The organism is Pseudomonas serboccidentalis (genome assembly GCF_028830055.1).
GTDB lineage: Bacteria > Pseudomonadota > Gammaproteobacteria > Pseudomonadales > Pseudomonadaceae > Aquipseudomonas > Aquipseudomonas serboccidentalis.
Genome location: NZ_CP101655.1, coordinates 3120303 through 3134214 on the forward strand (window position 1 = coordinate 3120303; position 13912 = coordinate 3134214).

At 61.3% G+C, this 13912-nt stretch carries 9 protein-coding genes; 6 read left to right on the top strand and 3 right to left on the bottom strand.

Annotation, left to right across the window (positions count from 1 at the left end):
- Window positions 1-104: 104 nt before the first annotated feature.
- The 5 genes from aroB (at window position 105) to hemE (ending at window position 10360) form a co-directional block, all read left to right on the top strand.
- On the top strand, window positions 105-1205 hold the full coding sequence (gene aroB / locus NN484_RS14335) for a 3-dehydroquinate synthase (protein WP_127648638.1): 1101 nt from the start codon (window positions 105-107) through the stop codon (window positions 1203-1205).
- A gap of 10 nt (window positions 1206-1215) precedes the next feature.
- Window positions 1216-2805 carry an AAA family ATPase gene (locus tag NN484_RS14340; RefSeq protein WP_127648639.1) on the top strand — a complete coding sequence of 530 codons (1590 nt, stop codon included), beginning with the start codon at window positions 1216-1218 and terminating at the stop codon, window positions 2803-2805.
- Window positions 2806-3154: 349 nt separating this feature from the next.
- Window positions 3155-7600: a glutamate synthase large subunit gene (gene gltB / locus NN484_RS14345; RefSeq protein ID WP_274657368.1), complete on the top strand. Its 4446-nt coding sequence runs from the start codon at window positions 3155-3157 to the stop codon at window positions 7598-7600.
- A gap of 33 nt (window positions 7601-7633) precedes the next feature.
- Complete coding sequence (locus NN484_RS14350) at window positions 7634-9052, top strand: FAD-dependent oxidoreductase (RefSeq protein ID WP_007909438.1); 1419 nt, start codon at window positions 7634-7636, stop codon at window positions 9050-9052.
- Window positions 9053-9292: 240 nt separating this feature from the next.
- On the top strand, window positions 9293-10360 hold the full coding sequence (gene hemE / locus NN484_RS14355) for a uroporphyrinogen decarboxylase (protein WP_127648641.1): 1068 nt from the start codon (window positions 9293-9295) through the stop codon (window positions 10358-10360).
- Between the two features lie 133 nt (window positions 10361-10493).
- On the opposite strand, the gene NN484_RS14360 is transcribed toward hemE, so the two are convergent.
- Window positions 10494-11768, bottom strand: coding sequence for an MFS transporter (locus NN484_RS14360; protein WP_127648642.1), 1275 nt, complete (start codon window positions 11766-11768; stop codon window positions 10494-10496).
- A gap of 118 nt (window positions 11769-11886) precedes the next feature.
- Here NN484_RS14360 and NN484_RS14365 point away from each other — a divergent pair, with 118 nt between their 5' ends.
- Window positions 11887-12783, top strand: coding sequence for a LysR family transcriptional regulator (locus NN484_RS14365; RefSeq protein WP_127648643.1), 897 nt, complete (start codon window positions 11887-11889; stop codon window positions 12781-12783).
- A 94-nt stretch (window positions 12784-12877) separates the two neighbouring features.
- On the opposite strand, the gene NN484_RS14370 is transcribed toward NN484_RS14365, so the two are convergent.
- The gene (locus NN484_RS14370; protein WP_127648644.1) at window positions 12878-13315 is read right to left on the bottom strand and encodes an excinuclease; all 438 of its coding nucleotides are present in this window, start codon (window positions 13313-13315) and stop codon (window positions 12878-12880) included.
- Between the two features lie 153 nt (window positions 13316-13468).
- Window positions 13469-13912, bottom strand: a complete 444-nt coding sequence (locus NN484_RS14375; RefSeq protein ID WP_274657369.1) for an excinuclease — start codon at window positions 13910-13912, stop codon at window positions 13469-13471.

Consider the following 13912-nt stretch of genomic DNA (forward strand, 5'->3'; position numbering starts at 1 on the left):
AGGTTGTGGCGGGTGGTGTGCGAGCGGCGTCACATCAGCTAAAGGTCGCGGACATCCAATCATTCAAGGCAGGACGCCTGCTTCCATCTTCACTGTGGGGACACATGCAGACACTCAAGGTCGATCTAGGCGAGCGCAGCTACCCGATTCATATTGGCGAAGGTTTGTTGGATCAGCCTGAGTTGCTGGCGCCGCATATCCATGGGCGGCAAGTGGCAATCATCTCCAACGAGACCGTCGCGCCGCTCTATCTCGAACGTCTGACTCGCAGCCTTGCACCGTTCTCGGTGATTTCCGTGGTGCTGCCGGACGGCGAAGCCTTCAAGAACTGGGAAACCCTGCAACTGATCTTCGACGGCCTGCTGACTGCCCGTCACGACCGCCGCACCACGATCATCGCCCTCGGCGGCGGTGTCATCGGTGACATGGCCGGTTTCGCCGCTGCCTGCTACCAGCGCGGTGTCGACTTCATCCAGATTCCTACCACGCTGCTGTCCCAGGTCGATTCGTCGGTGGGCGGCAAGACCGGCATCAACCATCCGCTGGGCAAGAACATGGTCGGCGCGTTCTATCAGCCGAACGTGGTGCTGATCGATACCGCGTCGCTGAAAACCCTGCCGCAGCGTGAGCTGTCGGCCGGTCTGGCGGAAGTCATCAAGTACGGGCTGATCTGCGACGAGCCGTTCCTGACCTGGCTCGAAGACAACGTCGATGCCCTGCGTGCGCTGGACCAGAAAGCCCTGACTTACGCCATTGAGCGTTCCTGCGCAGCCAAGGCTGCCGTGGTCGGTGCCGATGAGAAGGAAACCGGCGTGCGCGCCACGCTCAACCTCGGCCACACTTTCGGTCACGCCATCGAGACCCACATGGGCTATGGTGTCTGGTTGCATGGTGAGGCGGTCGCCGCTGGCACCGTGATGGCGCTGGAAATGTCCGCGCGCCTGGGCTGGATCAGCGAGCAGGAGCGTGACCGCGGCATTCGTCTGTTCCAGCGCGCCGGTCTGCCGGTGATTCCGCCTGAAGAGATGAGCGAAGCCGATTTTCTTGAACATATGGCAATTGATAAAAAAGTGATCGACGGTCGTCTGCGTCTGGTACTGCTGCGCCGGATGGGCGAAGCGGTGGTGACCGACGATTATCCGAAAGAGGTTCTACAGGCCACGCTGGGAGCGGATTACCGCGCTCTGGCTCAGCTTAAAGGTTAATAAGATTCCGATGACTAGTTTGCATGCCGACGAGGCGTTCCTCGGCCATTTCCAGTTAAGTCACGACCCTTTCGCACCGCGGGTGCCGGGCTTCAAATTCTTCCCGGCCCAGCGCAAGCCGGTGCTGGGGCAACTGCACCACCTGGCGCGTTACAGCCAGTTGCTGCTGGTGGTCACCGGCCCGCAGGGCAGCGGCAAGACCCTGCTGCGCCAGGCGCTGGTGGCCAGTACCAACAAGCAATCGGTGCAGAGCGTTGTGGTGTCGGCCCGTGGTGCTGGCGATGCCGCCGGCATCCTGCGTCAGGTCGCCCAGGCGCTGGATGTGGCGCAGGCGGAAGTCGGCGCGATTCTGGCGCAGGTGGTGCAGCTTGCTCTCACGGGGCAGGAAGTCTATCTGCTGGTGGACGACGCCGAGCAACTCGACGAGTCCGCCCTCGAAGCGCTGATGGCGCTGGGCGCCGGTGCGCCGGAAGGTCGCCCGCACGTATTCCTGTTCGGTGAGTCGTCGCTGATCGCTCAGCTGGAGGCCTTGCACCTTGAGGAAGAGCGCTTCCACGTCATCGAATTGCAGCCGTACACCGAAGAAGAAACCCGCGAATACCTCGACCAACGGCTTGAAGGTGCGGGCCGGGGTGTCGAACTTTTCACCGCGGATCAGATCTCTGATATTCACGAAAGCTCCGAGGGTTGGCCTGGCAACATCAACCAGGTCGCTCGCGATGCTCTGATCGAAGTCATGATTGCCAGCCGCTCTGCGGTGAAGCGTCCAAGTATGGGGTTCAACATGCCGAAGAAACACGTATTGGCGATTTCCGCCGTCGTTGTGGTCGCGGTCGCCGCCGCCTGGCTGATGCCGGGTCGCAACAAGGCGCCAACCACCGGCGCACCAGCCAACGAACAGGCACAACTGCCATTGGGTCAGGGCGCCAGCGGTGGCGCGCCGAACGTCGAGTTCGCCGGCAATACCCAGCCAATGCCGCTGCCGCTGGTCGGCAACTCGCAGCCGGTAATGCGCGGCCCGTTGGCTGAAGCTGCTGGCGGCATCACCGAAGGTGACGACGGCGTGCCTGTCGAAGGCTCCAGCGCGACGCCGCCGACGGTAACCACCTCCGCACCACCTGCTGGCGTTCCGGCAGGTCCGGCGCCAACCCCGGTTCCGGTGCCAGCCGCCAAACCGACCCCGGCACCGACCCAGGTTGCCACCGCCAAGCCTGCTCCGGCAGCGCCAGCGGCAAAACCGGCTCCAGCTCCGGCCAAACCTGTAGCGGCCGCCAAACCGGCCGAGAAGCCGGTTACCGTCGCCAAGGCTGCCGGTGGCAGCTGGTACGCCGGTCAGCCGACCAGCAACTATGTGGTGCAGATCCTCGGCACCAGCTCCGAAGCGGCCGCGCAGAACTTCGTCAAGGAGCAGGGCGGCGAGTACCGTTATTTCAAGAAAGTCCTCAACGGCAAGCCTCTCTATGTGATCACCTACGGCAACTTCGCCAATCGTGATGCAGCCGTTTCTGCCATCAAGGCCTTGCCAGCGAAGGTTCAGGCTGGTAAACCTTGGCCTCGCACTGTCGCCAGCGTCCAACAGGAACTGGCAACAACTCGCTGAAGATTCGGCGGCCTTACCCAGGCCGCCTCTCCAAGCACCTCAAAATTTCTACGAGTGCGCGCCGTCCCTGCGACCGCGTGCCTTGTGGTGTCTGCGTCACAGTAGTCTTTGAGTCGTTGCAGTCAGAATTAAAAAAGTTTTGACTAGCACAGCATATCGCTTTAAACCTTTCACAAATGCGACATGGATTTGCGACATTTCGTCGTCAAATTTGTGAGCGTCTGTGTCGCTGTGTACAATGACCACCCTTTTGCCCCCGCAAAGCCGGCGTACGTTCGGCGCGGCAAGCAAGTGGTTGAATTGAAAAGAAATTTGCCTCGTAAAGAGGCAGCCTGGTGAGAAAGTGTCTATGAAAGCAGGTCTGTACCAACCAGATGAATTCAAGGATAACTGTGGTTTCGGCCTGATAGCCCATATGCAGGGCGAACCCAGTCATACCCTTTTGCAAACGGCCATCGAGGCCCTGACCTGCATGACCCACCGCGGTGGGATTAATGCCGACGGCAAGACCGGTGACGGTTGCGGTCTGCTGATTCAAAAGCCCGATGCCTTCCTGCGCGCGATTGCCCAGGAAGCCTTCAGCGTCGAGCTGCCCAAGCAATACGCTGTGGGCATGGTCTTCTTCAATCAGGATCCGGCCAAGGCCGAAGCCGCTCGCGAGAACATGAACCGCGAGATCCTCGCTGAAGGCCTGCAACTGATCGGCTGGCGCAAAGTGCCGATCGACACCAGCGTCCTCGGCCGCCTGGCCCTTGAGCGCCTGCCACAGATCGAGCAGGTGTACATCGGCGGTGAAGGCCTGAGCGATCAGGACATGGCGGTCAAGCTGTTCAGCGCCCGTCGTCGCTCGTCGGTGGCCAACGCCGCCGACACCGACCACTACATCTGCAGCTTTTCGCACAAGACCATCATCTATAAAGGCCTGATGATGCCGGCCGACCTGGCCGCGTTCTATCCGGACCTCGGTGACCAGCGCCTGCAAACCGCGATCTGCGTGTTCCACCAGCGCTTCTCCACCAACACCCTGCCGAAATGGCCGCTGGCTCAGCCATTCCGCTTCCTCGCGCACAACGGCGAGATCAACACCATTACCGGTAACCGCAACTGGGCGCAGGCCCGTCGGACCAAGTTCACCAACGATCTGATGGATCTGGAAGAACTCGGCCCGCTGGTCAACCGTGTCGGTTCCGACTCCTCGAGCATGGACAACATGCTCGAACTGATGGTCACCGGTGGCATCGACCTGTTCCGTGGCGTGCGGATGATCATTCCGCCTGCGTGGCAGAACGTCGAAACCATGGACCCGGATCTGCGTGCGTTCTACGAGTACAACTCGATGCACATGGAACCGTGGGACGGCCCGGCCGGCGTGGTGATGACCGACGGTCGCTACGCGGTGTGCCTGCTCGACCGTAACGGTCTGCGTCCGGCGCGCTGGGTCACCACCACCAATGGTTTCATCACCGTTGCTTCGGAAATCGGCGTCTGGAACTACCAGCCAGAAGACGTGATCGCCAAGGGCCGTGTCGGCCCGGGGCAGATCCTTGCCGTGGACACCGAAACCGGGCAGATCCTTGACACCGACGCGATCGACAACCGTCTGAAGTCCCGTCATCCGTACAAGCAATGGCTGCGCAAGAATGCCCTGCGCATCCAGGCGACCATGGAAGACAACGACCACGGTTCGGCCTTTTACGACGTCGATCAGCTCAAGCAATACATGAAGATGTATCAGATCACGTTCGAAGAGCGCGATCAGGTGCTACGTCCGCTCGGCGAACAAGGCTACGAAGCCGTGGGTTCGATGGGCGACGACACGCCGATGGCCGTGCTGTCGCAGCGTGTGCGCACGCCGTACGACTATTTCCGCCAGCAATTCGCGCAGGTCACCAACCCGCCGATCGACCCGCTGCGTGAAGCGATCGTGATGTCGCTGGAAATCTGCCTCGGTGCCGAGCGCAACATCTTCCAGGAATCGCCGGAACACGCCTCGCGCGTGATCCTCAGCTCACCAGTGATCTCGCCGGCCAAATGGCGCTCGCTGATGAACCTTGAGCGCCCGGGTTTCGAGCGGCAGATCATCGACCTCAACTACGAGGAAAGCGTTGGCCTCGAAGCGGCCATCCGCAACGTCGCCGATCAGGCCGAAGAAGCCGTGCGTGCCGGTCGTACCCAGATCGTTCTGAGCGACCGTCATATCGCGCCGGGCAAACTGCCGATCCACGCTTCGCTGGCGACCGGTGCCGTGCACCACCGCCTGACCGAAAAAGGCCTGCGCTGCGATTCCAACATCCTCGTTGAAACCGCGACCGCTCGTGACCCGCATCACTTTGCGGTGCTGATCGGTTTCGGCGCTTCGGCGGTCTATCCGTTCCTGGCCTACGAAGTGCTGGGTGACCTGATCCGTACCGGTGAAGTGCTGGGCGACCTCTACGAGGTGTTCAAGAACTACCGCAAGGGCATCACCAAAGGTCTGCTGAAGATCCTGTCGAAGATGGGCATCTCGACCATCGCCTCGTACCGCGGTGCGCAGCTGTTCGAAGCCATCGGCCTGTCCGAAGAAGTCTGCGAGCTGAGCTTCCGTGGCGTGCCGAGCCGCATCAAGGGTGCGCGTTTCGTCGACATCGAAGCCGAGCAGAAAGCACTCGCCAGCGAAGCCTGGAGTCCGCGCAAGCCGATCCAGCAGGGCGGTCTGCTGAAGTTCGTCCACGGTGGCGAATACCACGCCTACAACCCGGACGTGGTCAACACCCTGCAAGCCGCCGTGCAGCAGGGCGACTACGCCAAGTTCAAGGAATACACCTCGCTGGTGGACAACCGTCCGGTGTCGATGATTCGCGACCTGTTCAAGGTCAAGACCCTCGACAAGCCGCTGGACCTGAGCGAAATCGAACCGCTGGAATCGGTGCTCAAGCGCTTCGACTCCGCCGGCATCTCGCTGGGCGCCCTGTCGCCGGAAGCTCACGAAGCCCTGGCCGAAGCCATGAACCGCCTCGGCGCGCGTTCCAACTCCGGCGAAGGCGGCGAAGACCCGGCGCGCTACGGCACCATCAAGAGCTCGAAAATCAAGCAGGTCGCCACCGGCCGTTTCGGTGTGACTCCGGAATACCTGGTCAACGCCGAAGTGATGCAGATCAAGGTCGCGCAGGGCGCCAAACCGGGCGAGGGCGGGCAACTGCCGGGCGGCAAGGTCAACGGGCTGATCGCCAAGCTGCGTTACGCAGTACCGGGCGTAACGCTGATTTCGCCACCGCCGCACCACGACATCTATTCGATCGAAGACTTGTCGCAGCTGATCTTTGACCTGAAACAGGTCAACCCGAAGGCGCTGGTTTCGGTCAAATTGGTCGCGGAAGCAGGCGTCGGCACCATCGCCGCCGGTGTGGCCAAGGCCTATGCGGACTTGATCACCATTTCTGGCTACGACGGTGGTACCGGTGCTTCGCCGCTGACTTCGATCAAATACGCGGGCGCACCGTGGGAGCTCGGCCTCGCCGAAACCCACCAGACCCTGCGCGGCAACGACCTGCGCGGCAAAGTCCGGGTGCAGACCGACGGTGGCTTGAAAACCGGCCTCGACGTGATCAAGGCCGCGATCCTCGGTGCCGAAAGCTTCGGTTTCGGTACTGCGCCGATGATCGCCCTGGGCTGCAAATACCTGCGTATCTGCCACCTGAACAACTGCGCCACCGGCGTCGCGACTCAGAACGAGAAGCTGCGCAAGGATCACTACATCGGTACCGTCGACATGGTGGTGAATTTCTTCACCTACGTCGCCGAAGAAACCCGTGAGTGGCTGGCCAAGCTCGGTGTGCGTTCCCTCGAAGAGCTGATCGGCCGTACCGATCTGCTGGAAATCCTCGAAGGCCAGACCGCCAAGCAACATCACCTGGATCTGACCCCGCTGCTGGGCAGCGATCACATCCCGGCGGACAAACCGCAATTCTGCGGCGTTGAGCGCAACCCGCCGTTCGACCAGGGCCTGCTGGCCGAGAAAATGGTCGACATGGCGACGTCGGCGATCAACGACCTCAGCGGCGCCGAGTTCGATCTGGACATCTGCAACTGCGACCGTTCGATCGGTGCGCGGATCTCCGGCGAAATCGCGCGCAAGCACGGCAATCAGGGCATGGCCAACGCGCCGATCACCTTCCGCTTCAAAGGGACGGCCGGTCAGAGCTTCGGCGTGTGGAACGCCGGCGGTCTGAACATGTACCTGGAAGGCGACGCCAACGACTACGTCGGCAAAGGCATGACTGGCGGCAAGCTGGTCATCGTGCCGCCGAAGGGCAGCGTCTATCAGACTCAGAACAGTGCCATCATCGGCAACACCTGCCTGTACGGCGCCACTGGCGGCAAGCTGTTCGCCGCCGGCACCGCAGGCGAGCGTTTCGCCGTGCGTAACTCTGGTGCCCACACCGTCGTGGAAGGCACTGGCGATCACTGCTGCGAGTACATGACCGGTGGTTTCGTCTGCGTATTGGGCAAGACCGGTTACAACTTCGGCTCTGGCATGACCGGTGGTTTCGCCTACGTGCTCGACCAGGACAACACCTTCGTTGACCGGGTCAACCACGAACTGGTGGAAATCCAGCGGATCAGCGGCGAGGCGATGGAAGCCTATCGCAGCCACCTGCAAAACGTGCTGAACGAGTACGTCAAGGAAACCGACAGCGAGTGGGGTCGTGAACTCGCCGAAAACCTTGATGACTACTTGCGCCGTTTCTGGCTGGTCAAGCCGAAGGCTGCCAACCTGAAATCGTTGCTTTCCAGCACTCGTGCCAACCCGCAGTGATATGCGCCTGAAGAGTTTGATGAGGTTTTAACAATGGCTGAACGTCTGAATAACGACTTCCAGTTCATCGATGTCGGGCGCAAGGATCCGAAGAAGAAACTGTTGCGTCAACGCAAGAAAGAGTTCGTCGAAATCTACGAACCGTTCAAACCCCAGCAGTCGGCCGACCAGGCCCACCGCTGCCTGGGTTGCGGCAACCCGTATTGCGAATGGAAGTGCCCGGTGCACAACTTCATTCCCAACTGGCTCAAATTGGTGGCCGAGGGCAACATCCTCCAGGCCGCCGAGCTGTCGCACCAGACCAACACCCTGCCGGAAGTCTGCGGCCGGGTGTGTCCGCAGGATCGTCTGTGCGAGGGTGCTTGCACCCTCAACGACGGTTTCGGTGCGGTGACCATCGGTTCGGTCGAGAAGTACATCACCGACACCGCGTTCGCCATGGGCTGGCGTCCGGACATGTCCAAGGTCAAACCGACCGGCAAGCGTGTAGCGATCATCGGCGCGGGCCCGGCGGGCCTCGGTTGTGCCGACGTGCTGGTACGTGGCGGCGTGACCCCGGTGGTGTTCGACAAGAACCCGGAAATCGGCGGTCTGCTGACCTTCGGCATCCCCGAGTTCAAGCTTGAGAAGACCGTGCTGAGCAATCGTCGCGAAGTCTTCACCGGCATGGGCATCGAATTCCGCCTCAACACCGAGGTCGGCAAGGACGTGACCATGGAGCAACTGCTCGCCGAATACGATGCCGTGTTCATGGGCATGGGCACCTACACCTACATGAAGGGCGGTTTTGCCGGTGAGGACCTGCCGGGCGTCTATGACGCGCTGGACTTCCTGATCGCCAACGTCAACCGCAACCTGGGCTTTGAAAAGTCGCCGGAAGATTTCGTCGACATGAAAGGCAAGAAGGTTGTGGTGCTCGGCGGTGGCGACACGGCGATGGACTGCAACCGTACTTCGATCCGCCAGGGCGCCAAGTCGGTGACCTGCGCTTATCGTCGTGACGAAGCGAACATGCCCGGCTCGCGCAAAGAGGTGAAGAACGCCAAGGAAGAAGGCGTGAAATTCCTCTACAACCGCCAGCCGATCGCCATCGTTGGCGAAGACAAGGTTGAAGGTGTGAAGGTGGTCGAGACCCGTCTCGGCGAACCGGACGCCCGTGGCCGCCGCAGCCCCGAGCCAATCCCGGGTTCCGAAGAGATCATCCCGGCCGACGCCGTGGTCATCGCGTTCGGTTTCCGTCCGAGCCCGGCGCCGTGGTTCGAGCAGTTCGAGATCCAGACCGACAGCCAGGGCCGCGTCGTCGCGCCTGAGCAAGGTCAGTACAAGCACCAGACCAGCAATCCGAAAATCTTCGCCGGTGGCGACATGGTGCGCGGTTCCGACCTGGTGGTGACGGCGATCTTCGAAGGCCGCAATGCTGCCGAAGGGATCCTCGACTACCTGGGCGTCTAACCAAACAACGCAATACCTTGTAGGAGTGAGCCTGCTCGCGATGACGGTAGATCAGTCACCTGATGCATTGACTGAAACACCGCTATCGCGAGCAGGCTCACTCCTACAGTTGTTTTTGGGTGCTGCAGACTCTGTACTCCAACGCAATAAATTGACCCGATAGACAAAAGGCTGACCTGCATCCGTGCCTTTTGCGTCGCGCTCTGAGAAAATGCCCGCACTTTTTTTCCGGATGCCGACATGACTGCCCTGAAGAACGACCGTTTCCTCCGCGCCCTGCTCAAGCAACCCGTTGACGTCACCCCGGTGTGGATGATGCGCCAGGCCGGCCGCTACCTGCCTGAATACCGCGCCAGCCGTGCCCATGCCGGTGATTTCATGAGCCTGTGCATGAATCCGGAATTCGCTTGCGAAGTCACGTTGCAACCGCTCGACCGTTATCCACAGCTGGACGCGGCGATCCTGTTTTCCGACATCCTCACCATCCCCGATGCCATGGGCCAGGGCCTGTACTTCGAGACCGGTGAAGGTCCGCGCTTCAAGAAAGTTGTCAGCACCCTGGCAGACATCGAGGCGTTGCCGATCCCGGATCCGCACAAGGATCTCGGCTACGTGATGGACGCGGTCAGTACCATCCGCCGCGAGCTGAACGGCCGTGTGCCGCTGATCGGTTTCTCCGGCAGCCCATGGACCCTGGCGACTTACATGGTTGAAGGCGGCTCGTCGAAAGACTTCCGCAAGACCAAGGCGATGCTCTACGACAACCCGCAAGCCATGCACCTGTTGCTGGACAAGCTGGCGCAGTCGGTGACCTCGTACCTCAACGGCCAGATCCAGGCCGGCGCGCAAGCGGTGCAGATCTTCGATACCTGGGGCGGCAACCTGTCGGCGGCGGCGTACCAGGAGTTCTCCCTGGCTTACATGAAGAAAATCGTCAGCGGCCTGATCCGCGAGCACGATGGTCGCAAGGTGCCGGTGATCCTGTTCACCAAGAACGGCGGTCTGTGGCTGGAAAGCATCGCCGAAGCCGGTGCCGACGCACTGGGTCTGGACTGGACCTGCGACATCGGCAACGCCCGCGCCCGCGTTGGCGACAAGGTCGCGCTGCAAGGCAACATGGACCCGACCGTGCTGTACGCAAAGCCTGAAGCGATCCGCACTGAAGTCGGGCGCATTCTGGCCAGCTACGGCAAGGGCAGCGGCCACGTGTTCAACCTCGGCCACGGCATCACCCCTGAAGTGGATCCGGAGCATGCAGGCGCGTTCCTGCGCGCGGTGCACGAGTTGTCGGCGCAGTATCACGAGTGATCTTCGCCCAATAAAAAACGCCCGGCTTATGTCGGGCGTTTTATTAAGCTCAAAAGATCGCAGCCTGCGGCAGCTCCTACATTGGGATTCGCGTTTCCCTGTAGGAGCTGCCGCAGGCTGCGATCTTTTGCTTTTAAGCTTTCACACCGCCAAGTGGCGGCAACTTCGCCAGTTTCAACGCCACCAACAGCGCGATCAGCAACAGCGAGCCGATAAACAGACCGATGCCATTCCACCCGCCGAGATGCCAGAACACCCCGCCTGCCGTCCCGGCAATACTCGAACCGGCGTAATAGCTGAACAGATACAACGACGACGCCTGCCCCTTGGCCTTGGTCGCCCGCCGCCCGATCCAGCTGCTCGCCACCGAGTGCGCGCCAAAGAAGCCGAAGGTGAAAATCAACATACCGACAATCACCAGCAACAGCGGCGTGAACATGGTCAGCGCAAGGCCGGCGAACATCAGCGCAATGGTTGCCCACAACACCTTGCGCCGACCCAGTTTGTCGGCCAGCGAACCAATCTTCGCCGAACTGTAGATGCCCGACAGGTACACCACCGAGAGCAGGCCGACGAACACTTGATCAAGGTTGTACGGCGCGGCCAGCAGGCGATAGCCGATGTAGTTGAACAGGGTGACGAACGCGCCCATCAGCACGAACGCTTCCAGAAACAGCAGCGGCAGGCCGGCGTCGCGAAAGTGCATGGTGAAGCCGTCGAGCAGGCTGCGTGGGTGCAGTGAGCGTGCGCGGAAGTTGCGCGACTCGGGAAGGATCTTCCAGAACACCGCCGCCGCGACCAGCGCCAGGCCGCCGATCACCAGCATCGCCGTGTGCCAGCTGACAAAGTCGATCAGCACCCCGGTGATCAACCGCCCGCTCATCCCGCCAATCGCGTTGCCGCCAATGTACAGGCCCATCGCCAGGCCGATGTGCTGCGGATGGATCTCTTCGCTCAGGTAGGTCATCGCCACCGCCGCCAGGCCGCTCAATGACAGCCCGATCAGCGCACGCATGATCAACACCCCGTGCCAGCTCGGCATCATCGAACTGGCGATGGTGCACAGGGCGGCGGCGAACAGCGCCGCGACCATCACCGGTTTGCGCCCGATGCGGTCGGAAATCGGCCCGGTGATCAACAGACCGAAGGCCAGCATGCCGGTCGCCACCGAGAGGATCAGGCTGCTCTGCGCCGCGTTGATCGAATACTCGTGGGACAGCAGCGGCATCATCGGTTGCACGCAGTACAGCAGGGCAAAGGTCGCGAAGCCACCGCTGAACAGCGCCAGCACTGTGCGCATGAACATCGGCGTGCCTTTTTCGATGTAGATCTCTTGCAGCTCGGCGATCACATCGTCCGCGGCAGCAGGCGGGACTTCATGGGCCAGGGGGGCGACAGCTGTTTTCACTTCAGACCTCGGAGGGCACGGCCAGGCAGGCAATGAAAAAATCATATAGCTGGCTAATGTTTCTATCCAATATATTGTTCGACCTGTTTGATAGCTTTAACGACCTAATGGGGTGTCCATGGAATTGCGTCACTTGCGCTACTTCATCGCCGTCGCCGAAGAGCTGCATTTCGGCCGCGCTGCACAGGTGCTGGGCATCTCCCAGCCGCCGCTGAGCCAGCAGATTCAGGCGCTGGAGCAAGAGGTCGGTGCCCGGTTGTTCGAACGCACCAATCGTCGGGTCGAACTGAGTGAGGCCGGCCGATTGTTCCTGGAAGAGGCGCGGCTGGTGCTGGCGCAGGTCGACAAGGCGGCGGATGTCGCCCGGCGTGCGCAACTCGGTGAGCTGGGTGAATTGAAAATCGGCTTCACCTCGTCGGCACCGTTCAACTCGACCATTCCCCAGGCGATCTTTGCCTTTCGCCAGCGTTTTCCGGCAGTGCACCTCAACTTGCGGGAGATGAGCAGCACACAAGTCGCCGAGGGCCTGGTGGATGAGTCGATCGAGGTCGGGATCATGCGCCCGCTGGGCCTGCCGGATTCGCTGAATGTGGTGGAACTGATGCGTGAGCCGCTGGTGGCGGTGCTCGGCTCCAAGCATCCGTTGGCGCAGGGCACTGAGGAAGGGCTATTCCTCTCGGCGCTGGCGCTGGAACCGTTCGTGTTCTTCCCGCGCAGCTACGGCAGCGGTCTGTATGCGCAATTGCTGAGTCTGGCGCGCGATGCCGGGTTCAGCCCGCACTTCGCCCAGGAGGCCGGGGAGGCGATGACCATCATCGGTCTGGTCGCGGCGGGGCTGGGGGTTTCGGTGTTGCCGGCGTCCTATCAGCGGATGCGCATCGACGGTGTGGTCTATCGACCGTTGCTCGATCCGGAGGCGGTGTCGGCGGTGTGGCTGGTGCAGCGCAAGGATCAGAAGTCGCCGATGGCCAAGGCGTTTGTCGAACTGCTGACGCGCAAGGTCGAGGGTGTTTGACCTGCCGCCAAAAGATCGCAGCCTTCGGCAGCTCCTACATGGATATGTGGTCCCTGTAGGAGCTGCCGAAGGCTGCGATCTTTTGATCTTGCCGTTAAGGCAACCGCACCAAATCCCCCTTCAACGCCACCCGCGTCACGAACACCCCGGCCCGGCACTCATAGGTATTCAAATCCTTGCGCACATGCTGGTCGTAATAACTGACGATATTGACCACTGCATTCGCCCCGACCCGCTTGGCATCGGCCTGCAACTTGATCAGGTTCGACTGCAGCACCCACTCGCAGGAAGCGTGATCACTCTTGTTGAAGCCGTTGGTGCGTAAATCGCTGACCACGTCCCGGCGCAACAATTGCTGCGTGCCCTGCGGCCCATTGCCGATCAGAAAGAACTTCACGCTGCCGTCCAGCCGCCCGGCGCGGATCGCGTCCGAGAGCACGGTCTCGAACGGCATGTACATCAGATTCGTGGCGTGGCTGGCGCTGGGCAAAAAACCAAGTAACGCGGCGGCAATCAGGGCTTTCACATGCATGGTCATCTCCTTGACGGTGAAAGAGAACCGCGAGTGCTCGATGGACAGGGCTCGCCGCTCTGACAGGCGAGGTGTGGTGGCTTGTCAAAACGAGTGTAGATGCTGAAAACGAAAAGGGCGCCCGATGGCGCCCTGGTGACAGTGCTCCGGCGGTTACTGCACGTTCGCCAGATCACCCTTCAATGCAACGCCGGCCATGATCGCGCCGGCGTGGCATTCGTAGTTCTGCGAATCCTTGCGCTCGTTGCTCTTGTAGAAGCTGACGATGTTGGTCACGGCGTTGGCGCCGGCGCTTTTTGCCGCTTGGTGCAGGCTGATGATGGCCGATTGCACGACCCATTCGCAGGCTGCCTGATCGGACTTGTTGAAGGCGTTGGTCTTTTTGTTGGTCACGGCGCCGCTGCTCACGACGGTGACTTTGCCGGCCGGGGCGTTGCCGGCCAGGTAGAACTTCACACTGCCATCGATCTTGCCGCTGCGGGTCGCTTCGGCCACCGCTTTGTCGAACGGCAGGAAGACCTGGGTGTCACGGGCCTGGCTGACCGTCGGCAAGGCACAGAGCAGCAGGGAGGCAATGGCGAGCTTGTTGAAACGCAT